Source organism: Streptomyces sp. NPDC094448, assembly GCF_044763775.1.
Lineage (GTDB): Bacteria > Actinomycetota > Actinomycetes > Streptomycetales > Streptomycetaceae > Streptomyces.
Map to the genome: position 1 here is coordinate 182,558 of NZ_JBIWGU010000008.1, position 23,704 is coordinate 206,261.

35 protein-coding genes and 1 pseudogene are annotated in these 23,704 nt (G+C 68.4%); 6 read left to right on the forward strand and 30 right to left on the reverse strand.

Features of this window, described 5'->3' with window-relative positions:
- Window positions 1-31 precede the first annotated feature (31 nt).
- Together ACIQ9E_RS17300 and ACIQ9E_RS17305 are read right to left on the reverse strand one after the other, a co-directional pair.
- Window positions 32-235 (reverse strand): hypothetical protein, encoded by a 204-nt coding sequence (locus ACIQ9E_RS17300; protein ID WP_403707689.1) that lies wholly within the window; start codon window positions 233-235, stop codon window positions 32-34.
- On the reverse strand, window positions 232-549 hold the full coding sequence (locus ACIQ9E_RS17305) for a hypothetical protein (RefSeq protein ID WP_403707691.1): 318 nt from the start codon (window positions 547-549) through the stop codon (window positions 232-234). Before ACIQ9E_RS17305 ends, ACIQ9E_RS17300 begins: the two co-directional genes overlap by 4 nt.
- Before the next feature lie 220 nt (window positions 550-769).
- On the opposite strand from ACIQ9E_RS17305, the pseudogene ACIQ9E_RS17310 reads away from it, so the two are divergent.
- The 3 genes and pseudogenes from ACIQ9E_RS17310 to ACIQ9E_RS17320 all read left to right on the forward strand — a co-directional run bounded on the left by ACIQ9E_RS17310 (window position 770) and on the right by ACIQ9E_RS17320 (window position 2,357).
- Window positions 770-1,497, forward strand: a pseudogene (locus ACIQ9E_RS17310) (Scr1 family TA system antitoxin-like transcriptional regulator).
- Window positions 1,494-1,706, forward strand: a complete 213-nt coding sequence (locus tag ACIQ9E_RS17315; protein WP_403707693.1) for a DUF397 domain-containing protein — start codon at window positions 1,494-1,496, stop codon at window positions 1,704-1,706. The pseudogene ACIQ9E_RS17310 and the gene ACIQ9E_RS17315 overlap by 4 nt, the downstream one beginning before the upstream one ends.
- A 123-nt stretch (window positions 1,707-1,829) precedes the next feature.
- Window positions 1,830-2,357, forward strand: coding sequence for a DUF6584 family protein (locus tag ACIQ9E_RS17320; RefSeq protein WP_403707695.1), 528 nt, complete (start codon window positions 1,830-1,832; stop codon window positions 2,355-2,357).
- A gap of 13 nt (window positions 2,358-2,370) precedes the next feature.
- On the opposite strand, the gene ACIQ9E_RS17325 is transcribed toward ACIQ9E_RS17320, so the two are convergent.
- Window positions 2,371-2,682 carry a helix-turn-helix domain-containing protein gene (locus ACIQ9E_RS17325; RefSeq protein ID WP_366256947.1) on the reverse strand — a complete coding sequence of 104 codons (312 nt, stop codon included), beginning with the start codon at window positions 2,680-2,682 and terminating at the stop codon, window positions 2,371-2,373.
- 138 nt (window positions 2,683-2,820) lie between these two features.
- On the opposite strand from ACIQ9E_RS17325, the gene ACIQ9E_RS17330 reads away from it, so the two are divergent.
- Both ACIQ9E_RS17330 and ACIQ9E_RS17335 read left to right on the forward strand, forming a co-directional pair.
- Window positions 2,821-3,765, forward strand: coding sequence for an alpha/beta fold hydrolase (locus ACIQ9E_RS17330; protein WP_403707697.1), 945 nt, complete (start codon window positions 2,821-2,823; stop codon window positions 3,763-3,765).
- Between the two features lie 97 nt (window positions 3,766-3,862).
- Window positions 3,863-4,927, forward strand: a complete 1,065-nt coding sequence (locus ACIQ9E_RS17335; RefSeq protein ID WP_403707699.1) for a protein kinase family protein — start codon at window positions 3,863-3,865, stop codon at window positions 4,925-4,927.
- An 83-nt stretch (window positions 4,928-5,010) separates the two neighbouring features.
- On the opposite strand, the gene glmM is transcribed toward ACIQ9E_RS17335, so the two are convergent.
- From glmM to ACIQ9E_RS17355, 4 genes are all read right to left on the reverse strand, one after another.
- A complete protein-coding gene (glmM, locus tag ACIQ9E_RS17340; protein WP_403707701.1) occupies window positions 5,011-6,369 on the reverse strand; it encodes a phosphoglucosamine mutase in 1,359 nt (452 codons plus the stop codon).
- 252 nt (window positions 6,370-6,621) lie between these two features.
- Complete coding sequence (gene rpsI, locus ACIQ9E_RS17345) at window positions 6,622-7,140, reverse strand: 30S ribosomal protein S9 (RefSeq protein ID WP_006347208.1); 519 nt, start codon at window positions 7,138-7,140, stop codon at window positions 6,622-6,624.
- Between the two features lie 41 nt (window positions 7,141-7,181).
- The gene (gene rplM, locus ACIQ9E_RS17350; protein ID WP_366256953.1) at window positions 7,182-7,625 is read right to left on the reverse strand and encodes a 50S ribosomal protein L13; all 444 of its coding nucleotides are present in this window, start codon (window positions 7,623-7,625) and stop codon (window positions 7,182-7,184) included.
- Between the two features lie 361 nt (window positions 7,626-7,986).
- A complete protein-coding gene (locus ACIQ9E_RS17355; protein ID WP_403707703.1) occupies window positions 7,987-9,609 on the reverse strand; it encodes an ABC-F family ATP-binding cassette domain-containing protein in 1,623 nt (540 codons plus the stop codon).
- A gap of 55 nt (window positions 9,610-9,664) precedes the next feature.
- Between ACIQ9E_RS17355 and ACIQ9E_RS17360 the strand changes: the two genes are divergently transcribed.
- Window positions 9,665-10,609: a hypothetical protein gene (locus tag ACIQ9E_RS17360; RefSeq protein WP_403707705.1), complete on the forward strand. Its 945-nt coding sequence runs from the start codon at window positions 9,665-9,667 to the stop codon at window positions 10,607-10,609.
- Here the strand turns inward: ACIQ9E_RS17360 and truA are convergent.
- The 23 genes from truA to rplP form a co-directional block, all read right to left on the reverse strand.
- On the reverse strand, window positions 10,583-11,464 hold the full coding sequence (gene truA, locus ACIQ9E_RS17365) for a tRNA pseudouridine(38-40) synthase TruA (RefSeq protein ID WP_403707707.1): 882 nt from the start codon (window positions 11,462-11,464) through the stop codon (window positions 10,583-10,585). The two genes, ACIQ9E_RS17360 and truA, sit on opposite strands and share 27 nt — an antisense overlap.
- Before the next feature lie 116 nt (window positions 11,465-11,580).
- The gene (gene rplQ, locus ACIQ9E_RS17370) at window positions 11,581-12,096 is read right to left on the reverse strand and encodes a 50S ribosomal protein L17 (RefSeq protein ID WP_389886486.1); all 516 of its coding nucleotides are present in this window, start codon (window positions 12,094-12,096) and stop codon (window positions 11,581-11,583) included.
- 247 nt (window positions 12,097-12,343) lie between these two features.
- Window positions 12,344-13,366 (reverse strand): DNA-directed RNA polymerase subunit alpha, encoded by a 1,023-nt coding sequence (locus ACIQ9E_RS17375; RefSeq protein ID WP_146481858.1) that lies wholly within the window; start codon window positions 13,364-13,366, stop codon window positions 12,344-12,346.
- 130 nt (window positions 13,367-13,496) lie between these two features.
- Window positions 13,497-13,901 (reverse strand): 30S ribosomal protein S11, encoded by a 405-nt coding sequence (gene rpsK, locus ACIQ9E_RS17380; RefSeq protein ID WP_003956432.1) that lies wholly within the window; start codon window positions 13,899-13,901, stop codon window positions 13,497-13,499.
- A gap of 65 nt (window positions 13,902-13,966) precedes the next feature.
- Complete coding sequence (gene rpsM / locus ACIQ9E_RS17385; protein ID WP_006347214.1) at window positions 13,967-14,347, reverse strand: 30S ribosomal protein S13; 381 nt, start codon at window positions 14,345-14,347, stop codon at window positions 13,967-13,969.
- 197 nt (window positions 14,348-14,544) lie between these two features.
- On the reverse strand, window positions 14,545-14,658 hold the full coding sequence (gene rpmJ / locus ACIQ9E_RS17390; RefSeq protein ID WP_003956441.1) for a 50S ribosomal protein L36: 114 nt from the start codon (window positions 14,656-14,658) through the stop codon (window positions 14,545-14,547).
- Between the two features lie 61 nt (window positions 14,659-14,719).
- Complete coding sequence (gene infA, locus ACIQ9E_RS17395; protein WP_003956442.1) at window positions 14,720-14,941, reverse strand: translation initiation factor IF-1; 222 nt, start codon at window positions 14,939-14,941, stop codon at window positions 14,720-14,722.
- A 267-nt stretch (window positions 14,942-15,208) separates the two neighbouring features.
- Window positions 15,209-16,048 carry a type I methionyl aminopeptidase gene (gene map / locus ACIQ9E_RS17400; protein ID WP_403707710.1) on the reverse strand — a complete coding sequence of 280 codons (840 nt, stop codon included), beginning with the start codon at window positions 16,046-16,048 and terminating at the stop codon, window positions 15,209-15,211.
- 117 nt (window positions 16,049-16,165) lie between these two features.
- The gene (locus ACIQ9E_RS17405) at window positions 16,166-16,819 is read right to left on the reverse strand and encodes an adenylate kinase (RefSeq protein ID WP_403707712.1); all 654 of its coding nucleotides are present in this window, start codon (window positions 16,817-16,819) and stop codon (window positions 16,166-16,168) included.
- Window positions 16,819-18,138: a preprotein translocase subunit SecY gene (secY, locus tag ACIQ9E_RS17410; RefSeq protein ID WP_389886494.1), complete on the reverse strand. Its 1,320-nt coding sequence runs from the start codon at window positions 18,136-18,138 to the stop codon at window positions 16,819-16,821. The genes ACIQ9E_RS17405 and secY overlap by 1 nt, the downstream gene beginning before the upstream one ends.
- A 253-nt stretch (window positions 18,139-18,391) precedes the next feature.
- Window positions 18,392-18,847 (reverse strand): 50S ribosomal protein L15, encoded by a 456-nt coding sequence (gene rplO, locus ACIQ9E_RS17415; protein ID WP_006347218.1) that lies wholly within the window; start codon window positions 18,845-18,847, stop codon window positions 18,392-18,394.
- A gap of 1 nt (window position 18,848) precedes the next feature.
- Entirely contained in the window at window positions 18,849-19,031 is a 183-nt protein-coding gene (gene rpmD / locus ACIQ9E_RS17420) for a 50S ribosomal protein L30 (protein WP_006347219.1), read from the reverse strand.
- Window positions 19,031-19,636, reverse strand: coding sequence for a 30S ribosomal protein S5 (gene rpsE / locus ACIQ9E_RS17425; RefSeq protein WP_005313527.1), 606 nt, complete (start codon window positions 19,634-19,636; stop codon window positions 19,031-19,033). Before rpsE ends, rpmD begins: the two co-directional genes overlap by 1 nt.
- 46 nt (window positions 19,637-19,682) lie before the next feature.
- A complete protein-coding gene (gene rplR, locus ACIQ9E_RS17430) occupies window positions 19,683-20,066 on the reverse strand; it encodes a 50S ribosomal protein L18 (protein WP_006347220.1) in 384 nt (127 codons plus the stop codon).
- A 3-nt stretch (window positions 20,067-20,069) separates the two neighbouring features.
- Complete coding sequence (rplF, locus tag ACIQ9E_RS17435) at window positions 20,070-20,609, reverse strand: 50S ribosomal protein L6 (RefSeq protein ID WP_403707716.1); 540 nt, start codon at window positions 20,607-20,609, stop codon at window positions 20,070-20,072.
- Window positions 20,610-20,630: 21 nt separating this feature from the next.
- The gene (rpsH, locus tag ACIQ9E_RS17440) at window positions 20,631-21,029 is read right to left on the reverse strand and encodes a 30S ribosomal protein S8 (protein ID WP_006347222.1); all 399 of its coding nucleotides are present in this window, start codon (window positions 21,027-21,029) and stop codon (window positions 20,631-20,633) included.
- Window positions 21,030-21,240: 211 nt separating this feature from the next.
- Window positions 21,241-21,426 (reverse strand): type Z 30S ribosomal protein S14, encoded by a 186-nt coding sequence (locus ACIQ9E_RS17445; RefSeq protein ID WP_003956452.1) that lies wholly within the window; start codon window positions 21,424-21,426, stop codon window positions 21,241-21,243.
- Window positions 21,427-21,431: 5 nt separating this feature from the next.
- Window positions 21,432-21,989: a 50S ribosomal protein L5 gene (gene rplE, locus ACIQ9E_RS17450; protein WP_006347223.1), complete on the reverse strand. Its 558-nt coding sequence runs from the start codon at window positions 21,987-21,989 to the stop codon at window positions 21,432-21,434.
- Entirely contained in the window at window positions 21,989-22,312 is a 324-nt protein-coding gene (gene rplX, locus ACIQ9E_RS17455; protein ID WP_006347224.1) for a 50S ribosomal protein L24, read from the reverse strand. The genes rplE and rplX overlap by 1 nt, the downstream gene beginning before the upstream one ends.
- 2 nt (window positions 22,313-22,314) lie before the next feature.
- Window positions 22,315-22,683, reverse strand: coding sequence for a 50S ribosomal protein L14 (gene rplN / locus ACIQ9E_RS17460; protein ID WP_003956455.1), 369 nt, complete (start codon window positions 22,681-22,683; stop codon window positions 22,315-22,317).
- A gap of 98 nt (window positions 22,684-22,781) precedes the next feature.
- A complete protein-coding gene (gene rpsQ, locus ACIQ9E_RS17465; protein ID WP_006347225.1) occupies window positions 22,782-23,060 on the reverse strand; it encodes a 30S ribosomal protein S17 in 279 nt (92 codons plus the stop codon).
- Entirely contained in the window at window positions 23,060-23,284 is a 225-nt protein-coding gene (gene rpmC, locus ACIQ9E_RS17470; protein WP_006347226.1) for a 50S ribosomal protein L29, read from the reverse strand. The genes rpsQ and rpmC overlap by 1 nt, the downstream gene beginning before the upstream one ends.
- Complete coding sequence (gene rplP / locus ACIQ9E_RS17475) at window positions 23,284-23,703, reverse strand: 50S ribosomal protein L16 (protein WP_146481841.1); 420 nt, start codon at window positions 23,701-23,703, stop codon at window positions 23,284-23,286. The genes rpmC and rplP overlap by 1 nt, the downstream gene beginning before the upstream one ends.
- Window position 23,704: the final 1 nt, after the last annotated feature.

Sequence of the window (23,704 nt, forward strand, 5' to 3'; positions counted from 1 at the left end):
GGCCGAACCCGGTCCTTTCGCACGCCGCCGTTCACCTGTCGGAGCCGAGTTCACCCGGCACCGGCCCGGGAGAGAAAGCGGCCGCATGCTCGGGGCACGCGTACTGCACCAGTCCGGGCCCGCTGCCGCGCTCCAGATAGCCGACCTCCACGGCTGCGCCGGAGACCCGCCCGCAGACGACGCAGGGCCCGCCGGACGGGGGCGGTGTGGCGCGGGTGAGGCCGTCGCGGGTCATTGGGGTGCTCCCGGGAGCGCGCCGATGCTGCGGGCATTGACCACAGCTACCTCAGCACTCAAGAGGTCGGATGCGGTCACGGGGTGGAGCGTGCCCCCATGGGCGTCCCATTCGAGACCGCCCTTGAGCGGGCGCAACTGGTAGAGCCCGCCGACGCGGTCCATCACCCGCCCGATCCGCCGGGTCGCGGTATCGCGTACCGCCGCTCCGATCCGCGGCTCCCACTCACTGAGCACCTCTCCCTTGCCGCCCCCGGTCGTGCCCGCGGACGGGTCTGCTTCGTTGTGCCGTTGAGAGGCCGACGCCTGTGTCATGCCGGTCATCCTTCTGATGCGAATGCAACAGGAACAGAACCCAGAGTGATGCCACCGGCGTACGCTCAACAGGCCGGAACGTTGGACAACCGCAACTGTCCAAGGGGAAGGGGAGGTTTATATGACTGTCGAGTCCGAGAGTGGAGACCGGGCCGATTCCAGCTCCTCGCCACTCGAACACTTCGGCAACGAGGTCAGAATCGAGCGGGAACTGTTGGGCATGACGCGGGCCCGGCTGGGCAAAGAGGCAGCGTGCAGCCCCTCACTCGTGGCCAAGATTGAGACCGGCGACCGGGTTCCCCAACTGGCTTTCGCAGAAACGTGCGACCAGGTGTTTCCCCATGCACGCGGCCGGTTCGTACGGCTCTGGCCGCTCGCGCTCCGGTACGCCTTTCCTCCCTGGTTCCGAAAGTACGTCGAACTGGAATGGACGGCCACGGCCGTAAGCATGTTCCACCCACTCCTGGTGCCGGGGCTGGTACAGACTCCGGAGTACGCGCGCGAGATCTTTCGGGCCGCCCGCCCCGACCATCTGGACGATTTGGTGACCGCCCGCATCGAACGTCAGCGCATTCTGACCAGGGAGCGGCCGACCCGGCTGTGGATCGTGCTCAACGAGGCCGCGCTCAGGAACCAGGTGGGCGAGGCAGCCGTGATGCGGCCCAACTCGCGCATCTGCGCCGACTCGCGGAGACGCCGGTCCACCGGGTCCAGATCGTCCCCACACGCCGTCGGAACCATCTGGCGGCAAGCCCGTTCGGCCTGCTGTCCTTCCAGGAAGGAGCGGATGTCGTCCATGTCGACGGCTTTCCACGCGGCTATCTGCTTGCCGAACAGGAAGACGTCACGGCCGCGCAGGATGCCTATGATCTGCTCAAGGCCATGGCTGCACCGCTGGACGAGTCGGCAGAGCTGATCGACTCCATTTCAAAGGACTGTTACTCATGAACCTTGGCGACATAGCCAGCCAGAATTGGACGAGTTCGAGCTACAGCCAGAGCAACGGTGGCGAATGTGTCCAGTGGGTCCCGGAGTACGCGTCGGTTCACGGAGTGGTCCCCGTCCGCGACAGCAAGAACCCCGGCGGCCCCGCCCTCATAATCTCCACGGCCGCCTGGTCCGGCCTGGTGGCCCTCGCCCGGGGCGCCGACCTCTAGCGGGCGACCATCCGTCGGGCCTCGTACAGCCTCTGCTGTACGGGGCCCGACGGCGTACGGGCCGCACGGCCCGGCCGCGGAAACGGTTCGACGGCGCCCGCCCCGCTGTCCGATCATTCGTCCATGCCCCTGGAGAAGACCCTCGCCCGCGTCGACGCCGATCTGGCCTCCGGCCGGATACCCGTCGCGCGCCAGCGCCTGCGCGGACTGGTGTCGTCCTTCCCGGCCGACCCGGCGCTCCGCCGCCGTCTGGCGGAGGTCTACCGGCTGTACGGGGAACCCGCCGAGGCGGGCCGCTGGATGTACCTCGCGGCCGACCGGGACGCCGCCGAGACCGCTGCCTTCGAGAAGCGGTACGGCACCCCGCTGCGGCGTATGCGGGCGCTCGCCTGGCGGGGCCCGGAGTCGGAGGCCGGTTCGGCCTTCGCCGAGGAGCAGTTGGCTGCGGTGCGTACGGCCTGCTCCGAAGCCCTGGGACGGCCCGTCCACTGGGACTTCCCACCGGAGTACGAGAACGAGCAGGGCGAGGAGATGGCTCCCGGGAGCCTGGGCAGCAAGATCGCCGGGCTTCTGTTCGGGGCGGGCTGCCTGGTGGGCGTCCTGGCGTTCCTCGCGGTCTGGGTGATCGGCGTCGTCGCGCTCTTCGACTGACCCGCCCCGGCGATCAGCCCTTGCCCTCGCCCTCCGCGAACACCAGGTCCAGCAGCCCCGGGAAGCGCGCGTCCAGGTCCGCGCGGCGCAGGGTCAGATAGAGCTTGCGGCCGTCGGGGCGCTGGCGGATGACGCCGCTCTCCCGCAGGGTCCGCCAGTGGTGGGTCATGCTCGACCGCGGCACTCCCGTGACGATCTCGCCGCAGTACCGCTCCTCGCCGCTCGCCAGCGCCCGCGCGACCTTCAGCCGTACGGGGTGGCCCAGCGCCGCGAGGACCTCCACCAGGCGGATGTCCGCGGCTTCCGGGTGGTGCAGCTCGTCCATGCCCGCAACTGTACGTGAACTTCGTATGAAGGCGGCCGGAGCCGTTGACACCCGGGACCAGACCGTACGAGGATTTCGTACAGTTGATTGTACGAGAATCTCGTACGGTTTCGATGCCCCGCGCCCACGGAGGAAGCCATGTCCACGCCCCCGCCCGCCACCGCACCCGACCTGAGCGACGACGCCCTCGTCCGCCGGCTCGGCCCCGGCTTCACCAGCAACCGCGCCGAAGCCAACGGGGTCGGGCTGCACTACGTCGAAGGCGGTACGGGCGAACCGGTCGTCCTGCTCGGCGGCTGGCCGCAGACCTGGTGGCAGTGGAACAAGGTGCTGCCCGAACTCGCCCGCCACTACCGGGTGATCGCCGTCGAACTGCGCGGCCAGGGCAGCTCCGGCAAGCCCGCCGACGGCTACGACAAGAAGACCCTGGCCGGCGATATCCACGCCCTGCTCCAGCACCTCGGCATCGAATCCGCCCATATCGTCGGCCACGACATCGGCGCGATGGTGGCCTACGCCCACGCCGCCAACCACCCCGAGGCGACCCGGCGGATCGCCCTGCTGGACGTCACCCACCCGGAGCCGACGCTCTCCGCGCTCACCCTGCTCCCCGGACCCGGCCGGCACGCGGACTCGGTCGTCGAGGACGGCGACCGCATCTACCTCTGGTGGTTCGCCCTCAACCAGGTACGCGGGCTGCCCGAGCAACTGCTCGCGGGCCGGGCCCGGTTCCTCGTCGACTGGCTGGCCGACTACATGACCGTGGACCCCGCCTCCATCGACGATTTCTCCCGGCAGGTCTACGCCCGCGCCTACAACACCCCGGACGCCGTCCGGGCAGGCAACGGCTGGTATCAGACCTTCAACCGCGATATCGAGGACGCCGCCTCCTACGAGCCGGTGACCGCGCCGATCCTCGCCCTCGCCAACACCCGCGACGAGAGCCACCTCGACTACCTCCGCAAGGTCGTCACCGCCCAGGGCACCGATGTGACGGTCACCCCGATCGCCGGCTCCGGCCACTACCTGGCCGAGGAGCAGCCCCGGGCCGTGCTCGACGCCCTCAGGGCCTTCCTGGGCTGACCCCGGCCCGGAGGCGGTGATGGCGGACGCCGCGTAGGGTGCGGGAACCCCGTACCCCCGGGCCCCGTACCCCGGCAAGAGACGAGGTCCGACCCGGATGCCTTCCGACAGCCCCACCGGCGAGCGGCTCCACGCCTACGGCACCGCCGCCACCGCCCTCGCCCTCCACGACGACCGGCGGCTCGCCGCCCTGCTGGAGACGGCGAGACCGCTGGGGTCGGGCATCGGAGGCACCTCGGCGGTGCTGGACGTCGACGGGGTGCCGGTCTTCGTGAAACGCGTACCGCTGACGGACACCGAACGGGCCCCGGGGAACCGGCACTCCACCGCCGACCTCTTCGGTCTCCCCCTCGTCTGCCAGTACGGCATGACCGGCATCGGCAGCCCCGGTTTCGGCGCCTGGCGGGAGCTGGCCGTCCACACCATGACCACCAACTGGGTGCTCACCGGCGCGTACAGCGGCTTCCCCCTGATGTACCACTGGCGGATCCTCCCCGCCGCCCCGGCCGCCCTGCCCGATGAACTGGCCGACATCGAACGGGCCGTGGCCCACTTCGGCGGCGGATCCGGCATCCGGCGGCGGATCGAAGAGCTGCGGGACTCCTCCGCGAGCCTCGTCCTCTTCCTGGAGTACGTCCCCCGGACCCTGCACGACTGGCTGGCAGAGGCCGTCGGCCGCGGCGGGGAGGGAGCGGACGGAGCCGTACGGCGCACCGAGGAACAGCTCACCGACGGCATCCGGTTCATGGCCGGGCAGGGCCTGCTGCACTTCGACAGCCACTTCCGGAACGTCCTCACCGACGGCCGGCGCCTCTACTTCGCCGACTACGGGCTCGCGCTCTCCACCCGTTTCGACCTCTCCCCCGCGGAACGCGGCTTCGCCGCCCGCCACCGCGGCCACGACCAGGCGTACACCATGAGCTATCTGGTGAACTGGCTGGTCACCGCCGTCCACGGCCGGGGGCGGCAGGAGCGCGAGGCGCTCATCCGGGCCTGCGCGGAGGGGAAAGAACCCCCGGAGGGGCCCGAGGCGGTACGGGAGGTGATCCGGCGTCATGCCCCGACCGCGGCGGTCGTGACGGAGTTCTACGGGAAGCTGCTGAACGGCGCCCTGGACACCCCGTACCCGGACGCGGAGCTGGACCGGATGCCGACGACCTGACGACCGCTCACCCGCACCGCGGACAGACGGCGGGGCCCGTACGACCGCATCGGTCGTACGGGCCCCGGCAGCTCGCCGCCCGGCTAGCCGAGCGCCGACTTCACCGCGTCCGCCAGCCGCTCCGCGACCGACCGCGCCTGCTCGATGTCCGCCGCCTCGACCATCACCCGTACCAGCGGCTCCGTGCCCGAGGGACGCAGCAGGACGCGGCCCGTCGAGCCCAGCTCCCGCTCGGCCTCCGCGACGGCCGCCGCCAGCTCGCCCGAGGTGTGGACCCGGGACTTGTCGACGTCCGGGACGTTGATCAGGATCTGCGGGAGGCGCTCCATCACGGCCGCCAGCTCCGCCAGCGAACGGCCCGTCGCCGCGACCCGGGCCGCGAGCATCAGACCGGTCAGCGTGCCGTCGCCGGTCGTGGCGTGGTCCAGGACGATGACGTGCCCGGACTGCTCGCCGCCGAGGGCGTAGCCGTGCTCCTTCATGGACTCCAGGACATACCGGTCGCCGACCGCGGTCCGGACCAGCTCCAGGCCCTCGCGCTCCATCGCCAGCGTGAAGCCCAGATTCGACATCACGGTCGCCACGACCGTGTTCCCGCGCAGCGTGCCCGCCTCGCGCATGGCCAGCGCCAGCACCGCCAGGATCTGGTCGCCGTCGATCTCCTCACCCGAGGCGTCCACGGCCAGGCAGCGGTCCGCGTCACCGTCGTGGGCGATGCCGAAGTCCGCGCCGTGCTCCACGACGGCCGCCCGCAACTGACCCAGATGCGTCGAACCGCAGCCTTCGTTGATGTTGAGGCCGTCCGGTGCCGCGCCGATCGTGATGACCTCGGCACCGGCGCGGGCGAACGCCTCCGGCGAGACCCGTGCGGCCGCGCCGTGCGCCTCGTCGAGGACGACCTTCAGCCCGTCGAGACGGTTCGGCAGTACGGCGACGAGATGGGCGACGTACCGGTCGAAACCCTCGTCGTAGTCGGTGACCCGGCCGACACCCGCCCCGGTCGGCCGGTCCCACGGCGCCCCCGTGCGGTGCTGCTCGTACACCGTCTCGATCCGGTCCTCCAGCTCGTCGGCGAGCTTGTGACCGCCGCGCGCGAAGAACTTGATGCCGTTGTCGGGCATGGCGTTGTGGCTGGCGGAGAGCATCACACCGAGGTCGGCGCCGAGCGCACCGGTCAGATGGGCGACCGCCGGGGTGGGCAGCACACCGACCCGCAGCACGTCCACACCGGCGCTGGCGAGCCCGGCGACGACGGCCGCCTCCAGGAACTCGCCGGACGCACGGGGATCCCGCCCGACCACGGCGGTGGGGCGGTGCCCCTCGAAGGTGCCCGCCTCGGCGAGCACATGCGCCGCCGCCACCGAGAGACCGAGCGCCAGCTCGGCCGTCAGATCCGCGTTGGCGACACCGCGCACGCCGTCCGTGCCGAAGAGTCGTCCCACAACCGTCCTCCGATAGTGCCTCGTGAGCCTTGCTCCGCAATCCCAGACGCGGGATGGGTGAGCCCGCGGGCCCGCCCGGGACGGGCAGACCCTTTCGAACGTCCTGCACGTCCTGCTGAATGCTCCTGCTGATCATCCCTGCGGAACGTCCGTACAGACGTCCCCCGGGGAACGCCTGTGCAAAACGTACGCCCCGGGGGCACGAGACTGTGCCGCCGGGGCGTACGTTCGATCCAGAACGAGCAGGCGTGATTAACGCTTGCTGTACTGCGGGGCCTTACGGGCCTTCTTCAGACCGGCCTTCTTGCGCTCGACCGCACGGTCGTCGCGGCTCAGGAAGCCGGCCTTCTTCAGGGCGCCGCGGTTGTTGTCCACGTCCGCCTCGTTCAGCGCACGGGCCACACCCAGGCGCAGGGCGCCGGCCTGACCGGAGACGCCGCCACCCGAGATACGGGCGATGACGTCGTAGCGGTTGTCGAGCTCCAGCACCTTGAAGGGCTCGTTGACTTCCTGCTGGTGCACCTTGTTGGGGAAGTAGTCCTCAAGGGTGCGACCGTTGATCTTCCACTTGCCGGAGCCCGGAACGATCCGGACACGGGCAATGGCGTTCTTGCGACGGCCCAGGCCGGCGGCCGGCTGCGGGTCGCCGAAGCGGGACGCCATGGACTCGGAGGTGTACTCGCCCTCGACGGGGACCTCGGACTCGAAGGTGGTGACCTCGGCGTAGGTCTCTTCGCCCTCGACGGGGATTTCGGCGGTGGTCTCGGCCACGATATTCCTCAGATTCTTTTCGTCTTAGGGGATGGCCGGAACTACTGCGCGACCTGGGTGATCTCGAACGGGACCGGCTGCTGAGCAGCGTGCGGGTGGTTCTCACCCGCGTAGACCTTCAGCTTCGAGAGCATCTGACGGCCCAGGCTGTTCTTGGGGATCATGCCCTTGATGGCCTTCTCGACGGCCTTCTCGGGGCTCTTGGCCAGCAGCTCGTCGTAGCGGACGGAGCGCAGACCACCCGGGTACCCGGAGTGGCGGTACGCCATCTTCTGGGTCTTCTTGTTGCCGGACAGGTGAACCTTGTCGGCGTTGATGATGATGACGAAATCGCCCATGTCCATGTGGGGGGCGTAGATCGGCTTGTGCTTGCCCCGGAGGAGGTTCGCTGCCGTAGTCGCCAGACGGCCCAGGACGATGTCCTGCGCGTCGATGATGTGCCACTGGCGCGTGACATCGCCGGGCTTGGGGCTGTACGTACGCACGGTCGTAGCCTTCGCTTCTTCAGTGAGTGGGTCTCCCCTCGCCCCGGAGGACGTGGAGAGAAGGTCCTGACAAGGCCACCCGAACGATCACGACAGCCATGGCAGCACGCCGGGGACGCAACCCGTGTGCTCGCCGCTGGTCATCGGCCCGGTGGACCGGCGTAAGGGCCTCTCACGTGAGATAGAGCAAGCCAATACGCATAACGAAGCAGAAGCTTACCCGCCCTCCTCCGGACGGGTCAAAGTCGCCCCCGGCCATCCGGTCGTGACCCTGAGCCACCCGGCCCCCCGAACCCGGACGCACCGGTCACCGGGGGTCCCGGACCGGCTACCGTACGCGGCCTGCGAGAGGGCGGACCGGCTACCGTGCGCGCTGCACCCGCCGCTCGTCCCACACCGGCCCGCCGGTCTCCCGGACCACCCCGTCCGACCCGAAGACCAGATAGCGGTCGAAGGAGCGGGCGAACCAGCGGTCGTGCGTCACCGCGAGCACCGTGCCGTCGTACGCCTCCAGACCGTCCTGGAGGGCCTGTGCCGATTCCAGGTCAAGGTTGTCCGTCGGCTCGTCGAGCAGCAGCGCCGTCGTCCCCGCCAGCTCCAGCAGCAGGATCTGGAACCGCGCCTGCTGCCCGCCGGAGAGCCGGTCGAACGGCTGGTCGCCCTGCCGCTCCAGCTCGTACCGCCGCAGCACCGACATCGCGCCGCCCCGGTCCTTGGCGTGCTCCGTCCACAGGATGTCGACCAGGGTGCGGCCCAGCAGCTCGGGATGGGCGTGGGTCTGGGCGAAATGCCCGGGGACCACCCGCGCGCCCAGCTTCCAGCGGCCCGTGTGCGCCACCGAGGCGTCCCCGGCCAGCAGCCGCAGGAAATGCGACTTCCCGGAGCCGTTCGACCCGAGGACGGCCACCCGCTCCCCGTAGAAGACCTCCAGGTCGAAGGGTTTCATCAGCCCGGTCAGCTCAAGCTTCTCGCAGGTCAGGGCGCGGACCCCGGTACGGCCGCCGACCAGCCGCATCCGGATGTCCTGCGGCCGCGGCGGCTCCGGCGGCGGTCCGGCCTCCTCGAACTTCCGGAACCGGGTCCTCGCCGCCTGGTAGCGGGAGGCCATATCGTCGCTGCGCGAGGCGTACTGCTGGAGGTCCAGCACCAGCTTCTTCAGCCGCGCCCGCTGCTCTTCCCAGCGCCGCCGCAGCTCCTCGAAGCGTTCGAAGCGCTGGGCCCGCGCCGCGTGGTAGGTGGCGAAGCCGCCGCCGTGCACCCAGACGTCGGAACCCGCGGGACCCGGCTCCGCGCTGATGATCTTCTCCGCCGAGCGGGAGAGCAGCTCGCGGTCGTGGGAGACGAAGAGGACGGTCTTACGGGTCTCCTTGAGCCGCTCCTCCAGCCAGCGCTTCCCCGGTACGTCGAGATAGTTGTCCGGTTCATCCAGCAGGAGCACCTCTTCCGGGCCGCGCAGCAGCGCCTCCAGCGCCAGCCGCTTCTGCTCGCCGCCGCTGAGCGTCTTCAGATCGCGGAACTGCGCGCGCTCGTACGGCACGCCCAGAGCGGCCGTGGTGCACATGTCCCAGAGCGTCTCCGCCTCGTAGCCGCGTGCCTCCGCCCAGTCGCTGAGGGCCTGCGCGTACCGCATCTGCGCGGACTCGTCGTCGACGGTCATGATCAGATGCTCGGCCTCGTCGACCGCCAGCGCGGCCTCCCGGATCCGGTCGGGCGCCAGGGAGACCAGCAGGTCACGGACGGTGCGATCGTCCCGTACGGAACCGATGAACTGGCGCATCACCCCGAGGCCGCCGCTCGCCGAGACGGTGCCGCCGTGGGGCTTCAGCTCCCCCGACAGCAGTCTCAGCAGGGTCGTCTTGCCCGCGCCGTTGGCCCCGACGAGGGCGACTACCGCCCCCTCGCCGACCCGGAACGACACATCCCCCAGCAGGGGGCGGCCGTCGGGCAGGTAGTACTCCAGGTGCGCGGCTTCGAGATGTCCCATTCTCCGATGATGCGGCCCGGTGGCCGGGGAACCCAAGCGGTTTAGGATGCGCGGCATGAGCTTCGGGCAGGGGGGGCCTCCGTGGGGGGCCGGTGAGGGACGGAACCAGCAGCCTTGGCAGGGCGGGGATCCGCAGGGACAGTCGCCTTTCGGCCATGATCCGTACGGTGGCCGTGCGGGCTTCGGGGACGGTACGGCTCCGTCCGGGGCCACCCCCGACTGGGCGGCCCTCGCGGACGCCTCCGCGGCCCGGGCCCGGCGCCGCCGGCTGCTGATGATCGGCGGCGGGGCGCTGGCGACCGTCGTGATCGCCGGGGCCGTGGCGACGGGGATCGTGATGTCCAACGACGACACCAAGCGCTCCGGGGAGGCGAAGGGCGGGGCATCGGGCTCCTCGGCGCCTGCCTCCACCGCGCCCGGGCCCTCGTTCTCCTCCGTCGCGCCGCTGCCGCCGCCCGACCCGAACGATTTCATCGCCGACGAGAAGAAGGACCGGGCGCCCCTCGCCCTGGACGGCTTCTTCCCCGGGACACGGATCACCGTCAACGGCCGGACCTACGCCGAGGCCGCCGCCCACTCCACGGCGGACTGCGCGTCCGCGGCCCAGCGGGCCCTCGCGGGCACGCTCCGGGGCAGCGGCTGCGACCGGATGTTCCGGGCCACGTACCACCAGGACGGTCTGGCGGTCACCGTCGGCATCGCCGTCTTCGGCACCACGGCGGAGGCGCAGCGCGCCAAGCAGACGAGCCGCAATATCCGGCCACTGGCCGGACAGGGCGTCGGCAACTTCTGCCAGGGCGGCCCGGTCTGCCTGGTCACGTCCAACCAGGTCGGCCGGTACGCGTACTACACCTCCACCGGCTACACCAGCGGCAAGTCCGTCACCGAAGGCGACACCAAGGCCTACCGGCTCAACAACGACGTCGCCGACTTCGTCTTCCGGCAGATCGCCGCCCGCGGCACGGCCCAGGCCTCAGCAGCAGCCGGCGCCCCCGGCTGAGCCCAGTACGGGCAGCGAACGCTTGTTGCGGGCCTCCCGGCTACGGGCGGCCAGCAGCTCGTCGGCCGGATAGCCGACCTCTTCCAGAGTCAGTCCGTGCGGGCGTACGACATGGACCGCGGAGTCCCGGACACCCGCGGCCAGCACCCGCGCGGGCCACTCCACCGGCCGGTGCCCGTCACCGACGAAGACCAGCGCCCCCACCAGGGAGCGGACCATGTTGTGGCAGAAGGCGTCGGCCCGGACGGTGGCGGTGATGATCCCGGCCGCGTCCCGCTCCCACTCCAGCCGCTGGAGGGTGCGGATCGTGGTCGCGCCCTCGCGCCGCTTGCAGTAGGCGGCGAAGTCGTGCTCCCCGAGCAGCCCGCGGGACGCCTCGTTCATGGCGTCCACATCCAGCGGCCAATCGTGCCAGAGGACGTGTCCGCGCAGCAGCGGGTCGACGCCGCTCGGGTGGTCGCTGATCCGGTAGGCGTACCGCCGCCAGACCGCCGAGAACCGGGCGTCGAAGCCCGCGGGGGCCTCCTCGGCCCGCCGGATCCGGACGTCCCGCGAAAGGCGTCCGGCGAGCCGCTTCAGCAGCTTCTCGCGGTGCTCGGCCCACACCTCGGCGGGCAGGTCGACATGGGCGACCTGGCCGCGGGCGTGCACCCCGGCGTCCGTACGGCCGGCGACGGTCAGCTCGTACGTCTCCGCCGACCTGGTCACGGTGCGCAGCGCGTCCTCGATCTCGCCCTGTACGGTGCGGCGGCCCCCGGCCTGCTTGGCCCAGCCGGAGAAGGCGGTGCCGTCGTACGACAGGTCGAACCGCACCCGCACCCGCCCGGCCGGAACCCCGTAGCCGTCATCAGTCACGTGAAGATCCTCGTCTCAAACAGCTCGAAACAGCTCCCGGCAGACGGAACGGGCCCGCTCCCCCGAGAGGGAACGGGCCCGTCCACCAGCCATGGGAACGCGATCGGCAGAACCGATCAGGCGTCCTTGGACTCCTCGGCGGCCTCGGCGGCCGGCTTGGCGTCCTCGACCGGAGCGGCGTCCTCGGCCTCGGCGGACTCCTTCTTCAGGGCGTCCTCCTTGACCGCGCGCTTGGCGGCGGCCTCGGCCTCGGCGACGGTGGCCTTCTTCGCGATCTCGCCCTCGACGAGCTCGATCACGGCCATCTTCGCGTTGTCACCACGGCGGTTGCCGATCTTGGTGATCCGGGTGTAGCCACCCGGGCGCTCGGCGTAGCGCGGGGCGATCTCGGTGAAGAGCGCGTGCACGATGCCCTTGTCCGTGATCGTCTGAAGAACGAGACGACGGTTGTGGATGTCGCCCTTCTTCGCCTTGGTGATCAGCCGCTCGGCGACCGGGCGCAGGCGGCGGGCCTTGGCCTCGGTCGTGGTGATCCGGCCGTGCTCGAACAGCGACTTCGCGAGGTTCGCGAGGAGCAGCCGCTCGTGCGCAGCGCTGCCGCCCAGACGGGCGCCCTTGGCGGGCTTCGGCATGGTGTTTCTCCTTCAATCTGCACCGGCCGTATCAGGTACCGATGTCAGGACCCCGCAGGCGGCCGCCTGCGGGCAGTTTTGATGCAACCCTGCGAGGGGGGGTGCTTCCGGGGCGCCGGGGGTCCCCCCACGCCCCTGGGCGTAGGGGGAGGAACTGCGCGATCAGCCACGGCGAACGCGCAGTCGCCCGACAAGTTCAGCGGGATCCTCGGAAGGCGCAGGACACCCCGGGCCCCGGCGGAGCCGACTAGTACTGCTCGGTCTCCACGAAGCCCGCGTCCGCGTCGTCGTCCGCGCCGAAGGCGTCAGCCGCGGCGGTCGGGTCGAATCCGGGCGGGCTGTCCTTGAGCGCCAGGCCCATACCGGCCAGCTTCGCCTTGACCTCGTCGATCGACTTCGCGCCGAAGTTGCGGATGTCGAGGAGGTCCGCCTCGGAGCGGGCGACAAGCTCGCCCACCGAGTGGATGCCCTCGCGCTTGAGGCAGTTGTAGGAGCGGACGGTGAGTTCCAGCTCCTCGATCGGCAGGGCCAGGTCCGCGGCGAGCGCGGCGTCCGTCGGGGACGGGCCCATGTCGATGCCCTCGGCGTCGATGTTCAGCTCACGGGCGAGACCGAACAGCTCGACCAGGGTCTTGCCCGCGGAGGCCATGGCGTCGCGGGGACGCATCGCCTGCTTGGTCTCGACGTCGACGATCAGCTTGTCGAAGTCGGTGCGCTGCTCGACTCGGGTGGCCTCGACCTTGTAGGTGACCTTGAGGACCGGCGAGTAGATGGAGTCGACCGGGATCCGGCCGATCTCCTGGCCGACCTGCTTGTTCTGCACGGCGGAGACATAGCCGCGACCGCGCTCGACGGTCAGCTCCATCTCCAGCTTGCCCTTGCCGTTGAGGGTGGCGAGGACGAGGTCGGGGTTGTGGACCTCGACACCGGCCGGGGGCGCGATGTCGGCGGCGGTGACCAGACCCGGGCCCTGCTTGCGCAGGTACATCACGACCGGCTCGTCGTGCTCCGAGGAGACGACGAGCTGCTTGATGTTGAGGATCAGGTCGGTCACGTCCTCCTTGACGCCCGGCACGGTGGTGAACTCGTGCAGGACACCGTCGACACGGATGGACGTGACGGCCGCACCCGGAATCGAGGAGAGGAGGGTACGGCGGAGGGAGTTGCCGAGGGTGTAGCCGAAGCCCGGCTCCAGCGGCTCGATGACGAACCGGGAGCGGTACTCGTCGACGACCTCTTCGGTCAGCGAAGGACGCTGAGCGATCAGCATGCGGATCGTTCCTTCAGTCGGGGGCGTCCGCTATATGACGCCCGACAGTGTGGTGCGTAAAACAGGGTACGGGCGGTACGCCCCCAAAGGGGGCGCACCGCCCAAAAGCCCAGCTCAAACGAGCTGTGGATCAAACGCGGCGACGCTTCGGCGGACGGCAGCCGTTGTGGGGCGTCGGGGTGACGTCCTGGATGGAGCCGACCTCCAGGCCGGTGGCCTGGAGCGAACGGATCGCGGTCTCACGGCCGGAGCCGGGACCCTTGACGAAGACGTCCACCTTGCGCATGCCGTGCTCCTGCGCGCGGCGGGCGGCCGACTCGGCGGCCATCTGCGCGGCGAACGGGGTCGACTTGCGCGAGCCCTTGAAGCCGACGTGGCCGGCGGAGGCCCAGGAGATCACGTTGCCGGACGGGTCCGTGATCGAAACGATCGTGTTGTTGAACGTGCTCTTGATGTGCGCGTGGCCGTGAGCGACGTTCTTCTTTTCCTTGCGGCGCACCTTCTTGGCAGCGCCCTGACGTCCCTTGGGGGGCATCTCTTAACTCCTACGGGAGGTGGTCGGTCCTACAGCGAAGACCGCTGGTGAGCGTCCGCTGTGGACTACTTCTTGCCCGGCTTCTTCTTACCGGCGATGGCGCGACGCGGGCCCTTGCGGGTACGGGCGTTCGTGCTGGTGCGCTGGCCGTGGACCGGCAGACCGCGGCGGTGGCGCAGACCCTGGTAGCAGCCGATCTCGACCTTGCGGCGGATGTCGGCCTGGATCTCGCGGCGGAGGTCACCCTCGGTCTTGAGGTTGTTGTCCACGTACTCGCGGATCTTGACCAGGTCTTCCTCGGCCAGGTCACGAACGCGGGTGTTCGGGTTCACACCGGTGGCGGCGAGGGTCTCCTGCGCCAGGGTGCGGCCGATACCGAAGACGTAAGTGAGTGCGATCTCCACACGCTTTTCACGCGGGATGTCGACACCGGAAACGCGTGCCATTCAATGGCTCCTGTGTACTCGGGGGTCTTCCGCAGTGCCGTTCCCGACCGCCGACCATCCGTGGTGGATGGTGGTACGTCCGGGTCCCCGGCCCCCGCCGGAGGTGTCGCCGACCCTGACGGGCTGGGCGGACTCTGCGTATGAACGATGTGTTGCTCGCGTCGCGCGAAGTACTGCGAAGTGCGGGTCGGCGTGCGTCAGCCCTGGCGCTGCTTGTGGCGCAGGTTGTCGCAGATGACCATGACCCGGCCGTGACGGCGGATCACCTTGCACTTGTCGCAGATCTTCTTGACGCTCGGCTTGACCTTCATGGGTGTGAGGTTCTCCGGGTCAGTGCCACCACCCCGCGGCTGAGCGGGGTCGGGACAAGATCTACTTGTAGCGGTAGACGATCCGGCCACGCGTCAGGTCGTACGGAGACAGCTCCACGACGACCCGGTCGTCCGGGAGGATACGGATGTAGTGCATCCGCATCTTGCCGGAGATGTGCGCGAGGACCTTGTGACCGTTCTGAAGCTCCACCTTGAACATGGCGTTCGGGAGGGACTCGATCACGGTGCCCTCGATTTCGATGGCACCTTGCTTCTTGGCCACGCTTCGCCCTTCGAATCGGCTACCTTGATCGACTTCCGTTCCCCCTGCACTGCGCGCACGCAGACACACGGGTACATGGGAGCCGACGCATCAGTCTACGTCAGGGCATCCGAAAAGACGAATCCAGGGAGTTTGCCCCGTCGCCATGATCCTTACGCCCCTTTTTCCTTCGACCGGCCGACCGGCCGATCGAAGGCGGTCACCCGTCCGGAGTACCCGGCCCGCACCGTCCCACCGCGCGGACCGCCGCCCCGTCGGCCGGGACCGTCAGCCGTCGAGCGGGTCGGGCGCCGCCGTGATGCCCAGTTCGGCCAGCTTCGCCCGCCCGCAGTCCGGTGCGGTGAGGACCAGCGGGCCCTCCTCGGTGATCGCCACCGAGTGCTCCCAGTGCGAGGACCAGGTGCCGTCCGTGGTGATCACGGTCCAGTCGTCGGCGAGGACCTCGGTCTTGGGGGTGCCGAGGGAGACCATCGGCTCGATGGCCAGACAGAAGCCCGGCACCAGCCGGGGACCCTTGCCCCGCTTGCGGGAGACGTAGTTCAGCAGATGGGGGTCCATATGCATCTCGGTACCGATGCCGTGGCCGCCGTAGTCCTCGATGATCCCGTACCGGCCGCCGCCCGGCTTCGGCTGACGGCGGATATAGGTCTCGATCGCGCGGGAGACGTCCACCAGCCGGTTGCCGTTCTTCATCGCGGCGATCCCGGCCCACATGGACTCCTCGGTCACCCGGGACAGCTCGACCAGCCGCGGATCGTGACCACTGCCCACAAACGCCGTGTACGCGGCGTCACCGTGCCAGCCGTCCACGATCGCGCCCGCGTCGATGGAGATGATGTCGCCGTCCTTGAGGACGGTCTTGTCGTCCGGGATGCCGTGGACGACGACCTCGTTGACCGAGGTGCAGATGGTGGCGGGGAAACCGCCGTAACCCAGGAAGTTCGACTTCGCACCGTGGTCGGCGATCACCTTCCGGGCGACCTCGTCGAGATCCCGGGTGGTGGCCCCGGGAACCGCGGCCTCCCGGGTGGCCGCGTGGATGGCGGCGACGACCAGCCCCGCCGCGCGCATCTTCGCGATCTGCTCCGGGGTCTTGATCTGCACCATGCCCGTGTCCTTGCCTCTCACCGATCTCGTGGCTCTCGCTCAACAGTACGGCCGCGGCGTCCATCGGACACCGCGGCCGTTCAGCGTACTGCTCCGTACCGCCTGCTCAGACGGCGGTCAGCCCTGCTTGCCCAGGGCTTCCATCGCCCGCCCGGTCACCTCGGTGACCGGTCCGAGCGCCGAGATCGTCACCACGAGGCCCTGACCCCGGTAGTAGTCGATGATCGGCTCGGTCTGGGCGTGGTAGACCTCCAAGCGCTTGCGGACCGTCTCCTCGGAGTCGTCGTCGCGCTGGTAGAGGTCGCCGCCGCAGGTATCGCAGACACCCTCCGCCTTCGGCGGGTGGTACGTCACATGGAAGACGTGACTGGAGTCGTTCCGGCAGATCCGGCGGCCGGCGATCCGCTTGACCACCTCGTCCTCGGGGACCTCCAGATCCAGCACCGCGTCCAGGGTCATGCCCTCGGACTTCAGCATCGCGTCCAGCGACTCGGCCTGGGAGAGGTTGCGCGGGAAGCCGTCGAGGAGGAAGCCCCCCACGGCGTCCGGCCGGCCCATGCGTTCCTTGGCCATGCCGATGGTCACCTCGTCGGGGACCAGGTCTCCCGCGTCCATATAGGACTTCGCCCGGCGCCCGAGTTCGGTGCCCTGGCTGATGTTGGCGCGGAAGAGGTCGCCCGTGGAGATGTGCGGGATCGACAGGTTCTCGGCAAGGTACGCAGCCTGCGTTCCCTTGCCGGCCCCGGGAGGTCCGACGAGGACGATTCGCATCAGCGGAGGAACCCTTCGTAATTGCGCTGCTGGAGCTGGCTCTCGATCTGCTTCACGGTCTCCAGACCCACACCCACGATGATGAGGATGCTCGTCCCGCCGAACGGGAAGTTCTGGTTCGCGCCTCCGAAGCCCGCCAACGCCATCGTCGGGACAAGAGCAATCAGACCCAGGTACAGCGAGCCCGGCCAAGTGATCCTGTTGAGCACGTAGCTCAGATACTCGGCAGTCGGTCGACCAGCCCGGATACCCGGGATGAAACCACCATACTTCTTCATGTTGTCCGCTACGTCCTCGGGGTTGAACGAGATGGCGACGTAGAAGAACGCGAAGAAGACGATCAGAAGGAAGTAGGTAGCGATGTAGTACGGATGGTCGCCCTTGACCAGGTGCGCTTCGATCCACGTCTTCCAGGACGAGGTTCCGCTGGAGAACTGTGCGATCAGCGCCGGAATGTAGAGCAGCGACGAGGCGAAGATGACCGGGATCACACCGGCCTGGTTCACCTTGAGGGGGATGTACGTCGAGGTGCCGCCGTACGAACGACGGCCGATCATCCGCTTGGCGTACTGCACCGGGATCCGGCGCTGGGCCTGCTCGACGAAGACCACGAGGGCCACCATCACAAAGCCGATGAGGATGACCGTGCCGAACTCGATCCAGCCGTCGGCGAGCTTGCCGCTCTCCTTGATGGCCCAGAGGGAGCCGAGGAAGCCGGCCGCGATGGAGATGAACATCAGGATGGACATGCCGTTGCCGATACCGCGGTCGGTGATCAGCTCACCGAGCCACATGACGGCCGCGGTGCCCGCGGTCATGGTCACGACCATCACAACGGTGGTGAAGATCGACCGGTCGGGGACGATCTGGGTGCCGACGGAGCAGCCCTGGAACAACATGCCGCTGCGGGCGGTCGCCACCAGGCCGGTGCCCTGGAGCACGGCGAGCGCGACGGTCAGATAACGGGTGTACTGGGTGATCTTCGCGGTACCGGACTGGCCCTCCTTCTTGAGGGCTTCCAGCCGGGGGATCACCACGGTGAGCAGCTGGAGAATGATGCTCGCCGTGATGTACGGCATGATGCCGAGAGCGAAGATCGTGATCTGCAGCAGCGCTCCACCGCTGAGCATGTTCACCAGGCCGAACAGGCTGTTGTTGCTCTCGGCCGCCTGGTCCACACAGATCTGGACCTTGTTGTAGTCGACTCCCGGAACCGGGACGTGCGACCCAAGCCGGAACAGCACGATGATGCCGAGCGTGAAGAGCAGCTTCTTGCGCAGGTCGGGCGTCTTGAACGCTCGGGCGAACGCGGTGAGCACGGTGCCTCCTGCGACCCCCGCGCTACTGCGTCAGAGGTGACGGTCTTGAGGATCGACGGATACTTGTCAGTTGACTAACAGCGATCCGCGCGGCCAGGTTCCCGGTGGGACGCCGACCGTGCGGATTTCTTCACAGCAGTGTGACGCCGCCACCTTACCGGCGAGGGCGCCACCCTAGGAACGACCAACCGGGGATGCCCCTTTTGGGAGGCATCCCCGGTCGATGATTCAGCCTTCAGCCACGGAACAGGTCTCAGACCAGTTCGGTGACGGAACCGCCGGCAGCGGTGATCTTCTCCTTGGCGGAGCCGGAGACGGCGTCGACCGTCACCTGCAGCGCCACGGAGATCTCGCCCTGGCCGAGCACCTTGACGAGCTGGTTCTTGCGAACGGCGCCCTTGGCGACCAGATCGGCAACCGTGACCTCGCCACCCTGCGGGTAGAGCGCGGCCAGCTTGTCGAGGTTCACGACCTGGTACTCGGTGCGGAACGGGTTCTTGAAGCCCTTCAGCTTCGGAAGGCGCATGTGGAGGGGCATCTGCCCACCCTCGAAGCGCTCCGGAACCTGGTAGCGGGCCTTGGTGCCCTTGGTACCACGACCGGCCGTCTTACCCTTCGACGCCTCACCACGACCGACACGGGTCTTCGCGGTCTTGGCGCCGGGGGCGGGACGGAGGTTGTGGACCTTCAGCGGGTTCTGCTCCGCCATATCAGTCGACCTCCTCGACCGTCACGAGGTGGCGGACGGTGTGCACCATGCCGCGGAACTCGGGGCGGTCCTCCTTGACAACCACGTCGTTGAGCTTCTTCAGCCCGAGCGAACGCAGGGTGTCGCGGTGGTTCTGCTTGCTGCCGATGTACGACTTCGTCTGCGTGATCTTGAGGCGGGCCATTACGCACCCGCTCCCGCACGCGCCCGCAGGAGAGCCGCGGGGGCGACGTCCTCGAGGGGCAGACCGCGGCGGGCCGCGATCTCCTCGGGACGCTGCAGGCCCTTGAGGGCCGCCACGGTCGCGTGCACGATGTTGATCGCGTTGTCGGAGCCGAGCGACTTCGACAGGATGTCGTGAACTCCGGCGCACTCCAGGACGGCGCGCACCGGACCACCGGCGATAACACCCGTACCGGGGGAAGCAGGCTTCAGCAGGACGACGCCCGCAGCCTTCTCGCCCTGGATGGGGTGGGGGATGGTGCCCTGGATACGGGGAACCTTGAAGAAGTGCTTCTTGGCCTCCTCAACACCCTTGGCGATGGCGGCCGGCACCTCCTTGGCCTTGCCGTAACCGACACCCACGGTGCCGTCACCGTCGCCCACCACGACCAGCGCGGTGAAGCTGAAGCGACGACCACCCTTCACAACCTTGGCGACGCGGTTGATCGCGACGACACGCTCGACGTACGCGGTCTTCTCGGCGGCAGCAGCGCCACCGTCGCGACCCTTCCGGTCCCGCCGCTCGCCGCCACCGGCACCGCTTCCGCGGCGCTGGGGTCCAGCCATTGGAATTACCTCTCTCTGTTACGTCCGCTAGCTCCGGAACCGGGGCTCAGAACTTCAGCCCGGCCTCGCGGGCGGCGTCGGCCAGAGCGGCAATCCGCCCGGCGTACTGGTTGCCACCGCGGTCGAACACGACGGCCTCGACACCGGCAGCCTTGGCGCGCTCGGCGACCAGGGCGCCGACCTGCTTGGCCAGGGCGCTCTTGTCGCCCTCGCCGCCGCGGATCGAGGTGTCCAGGGTCGACGCCGACGCGAGCGTGTGGCCCGCGAGGTCGTCGATGACCTGCGCCACGATGTGGCGGTTGGAACGCGTCACGACCAGGCGCGGCCGCTCCGGCGTGCCGGAGATGCGCTTGCGGACGCGGATGTGGCGGCGCTTGATGGCGGCGCGCTTGTACGCGTCGCCCTTGGCGATCTTCACACCGTATGCCATGGCTTACTTACCCGCCTTTCCGACCTTGCGGCGGATGACCTCGCCCGCGTACTTGACGCCCTTGGCCTTGTACGGGTCGGGCTTGCGCAGCTTGCGGATGTTAGCGGCGACCTCGCCGACCTTCTGCTTGTCGATGCCCTCGACCGAGAACTTGGTCGGCGAGTCGACCTTGAAGGAGATCCCCTCGGGGGCCTCCACCAGGATCGGGTGGCTGTAGCCGAGCTGGAACTCCAGGTTGGAGCCCTTCGCGGCCACGCGGTAACCGACACCGCTGATTTCAAGCGCCTTGGTGTATCCCTGGGTCACACCGGTGATCATGTTCGCCACCAGCGTGCGGGACAGGCCGTGAAGGGCCTTGTTCTGACGCTCGTCGTTGGGGCGGGTGACGGACAGAACGCCGTCCTCGCCCTTCGCGATCTCGATGGGCGCCGCAAGGGTGTGCGTGAGGGTGCCCTTGGGCCCCTTCACCGCGACCTTGCGGCCCTCGATGGTGACGTCCACACCGGCGGGAACCTGGATGGGGAGCTTGCCGATACGCGACATTGCTTTTCCTCCGTTCCCGAACTACCAGACGTAGGCGAGGACTTCCCCACCCACGCCCTTCTTCTGCGCCTGCTGGCCGGTCAGGAGGCCGTGCGACGTGGAGATGATCGCCACGCCGAGACCGCCCAGAACCTTGGGCAGGTTGGTGGACTTCGCGTACACACGGAGACCCGGCTTCGAGATCCGCTTGATGCCCGCGATGGAGCGCTCACGGTTCGGGCCGAACTTGAGCTCCAGGACGAGGTTCTTGCCGACCTCGGCGTCCTCGACCTTCCAGCCCGTGATGAAGCCCTCCTGCTGGAGGATCTCCGCGATGTGCGACTTGATCTTGCTGTGCGGCATCGTCACGGAGTCGTGGTACGCCGAGTTCGCATTCCGCAGACGCGTCAGCATGTCTGCGATGGGATCAGTCATGGTCATGAATTGGCCTTCGGCCTCTCTCGCCGGGGTTTCCTGTATGCGCCATCCCTCTCCCCACACAGGGGCGGGACGGGTGCGGCGCGGGGACCTACGGCGTAGTAAGTCGTACGGGCGGCAGGCGCCCAACCCTCCCAGCCTAAGCCATGGAGGGATGGGCTCCCGCCCACCCTTTGCTTACCGAGAGACTCCGGTCATTCCCGAAAAGCGGGAACTACCAGGAGCTCTTGGTCACGCCCGGCAGCTCGCCACGGTGAGCCATCTCACGAAGGCACACGCGGCAGAGGCCGAACTTGCGGTACACGGAGTGCGGACGTCCACAGCGCTGGCAGCGGGTGTACGCGCGCACACCGAACTTGGGCTTGCGGGCGGCCTTGGCAATAAGAGCCTTCTTCGCCATCTCGCTCACGCCTCCTTGAAGGGGAAGCCGAGGTGACGAAGGAGGGCGCGGCCCTCGTCGTCGTTGGTCGCCGTGGTGACCACGGTGATGTCCATACCCCGGACGCGGTCGATCTTGTCCTGGTCGATCTCGTGGAACATGACCTGCTCCGTGAGACCGAAGGTGTAGTTGCCACGGCCGTCGAACTGCTTCGGCGACAGGCCGCGGAAGTCGCGGATACGCGGCAGCGCCAGCGACAGGGTGCGGTCCAGGAACTCCCACATGCGGTCGCCGCGGAGCGTGACGTGGGCGCCGATCGGCTGACCCTCACGCAGCTTGAACTGCGCGATGGACTTCCGGGCCTTGGTCACGGCCGGCTTCTGGCCCGTGATCGTGGTGAGGTCCTTGACGGCACCGTCGATCAGCTTGGAGTCGCGGGCGGCGTCGCCCACACCCATGTTGACCACGATCTTGACGAGGCCGGGAACCTGCATGACGTTCTCGTACGAGAACTCCTCAAGCAGCTTGCCCTTGATTTCCTCGCGGTACTTCGTCTTGAGACGCGGAGTGGTGGTGGTAGCCATCAGATGTCCTCACCCGTCCGCTTGGCAACGCGGATCTTGTTGCCCTCGTCGTCGAAGCGGTAACCGACGCGGGTCACGACCTTCTTGCCGTCCTTCTCCACGACGAGCTGAACGTTGCTCACGTGGACGGGGGCCTCGGTCGTCACGATCCCGCCGGCCTGCGAAGCGCGGCCGGGCTGGTTCGCCTTGGTGTGCTTCTTGACCCGGTTGACACCCTCGACCAGAACCCGGTCCTCGCGGGGGAAGGCCGCGATGACCTTGCCCTGCTTGCCCTTGTCCTTACCGGTGATGACCTGGACCAGGTCGCCCTTCTTGATCTTCATGCTTACAGCACCTCCGGCGCGAGCGAGATGATCTTCATGAACTTCTTCTCGCGCAGCTCACGGCCCACCGGGCCGAAGATACGGGTGCCGCGAGGGTCGCCGTCGTTCTTCAGAATGACGGCGGCGTTCTCGTCGAAGCGGATGTACGAGCCGTCCTGGCGGCGGCGCTCCTTGACGGTGCGAACGATGACCGCCTTGACGACGTCACCCTTCTTCACGTTGCCACCGGGGATCGCGTCCTTGACGGTGGCGACGATGACGTCACCGATGCCCGCGTAGCGGCGGCCCGAACCACCGAGAACACGGATGCAAAGGATCTCCTTGGCACCAGTGTTGTCGGCGACACGCAGCCGCGACTCCTGCTGGATCACGTCTTATCTCCTGTTTGTCTGCCGGTTCCCCGGGGGCCGCTTCGAGAAGCGGCCCCCGGAGCCTGGCGGAACTGACCCGAGGGAAAGCCCTCGGGCGATTACTTGGCCTTCTCGAGGATCTCGACGACGCGCCAGTGCTTGGTGGCGGACAGCTTCCGGGTCTCCATCAGGAGGACGCGGTCGCCGACGCCGGCAGCGTTCTGCTCGTCGTGGGCCTTGAGCTTGTTCGTACGGCGGATGACCTTGCCGTACAGAGCGTGCTTGACGCGGTCCTCGACGGCGACGACGACGGTCTTGTCCATCTTGTCGCTGACGACCAGACCCTCACGGGTCTTCCGCGCGTTGCGCTCGTTCTCAGTCACGTTGTTCTCGCTCATCAGGCGCTCTCCACCGTTTCGATGCCCAGCTCACGCTCGCGCATCAGGGTGTAGATCCGCGCGATGTCCTTTCGGACGGCCTTCAGCCGGCCGTGGTTCTCAAGCTGGCCCGTCGCCGCCTGGAAGCGGAGGTTGAACAGCTCTTCCTTGGCCTCGCGGAGCTTGTTCACCAGCTCCTCGTTGCCCAGCTCGCGCAGCTCGGACGCCTTGGTTCCGGCCGACATCACGCCTCACCTGCCTCGCGCCGAACGATGCGGCACTTCATCGGAAGCTTGTGAGCAGCGCGGGTAAGCGCCTCACGAGCAGTCTTCTCGTTCGGGTAGGACAGCTCGAACATCACCCGTCCGGGCTTGACGTTCGCGATCCACCACTCGGGGGAACCCTTACCGGAACCCATGCGGGTCTCGGCGGGCTTCTTCGTCAGCGGACGGTCCGGGTAGATGTTGATCCAGACCTTGCCGCCACGCTTGATGTGGCGGGTCATCGCGATACGAGCCGCCTCGATCTGGCGGTTGGTCACGTACGCCGGCGTGAGGGCCTGGATGCCGTACTCGCCGAACGCAACCGTCGTACCACCCTTGGCCATACCACTGCGCTTGGGGTGGTGCTGCTTGCGGTGCTTGACCCTACGGGGGATCAGCATT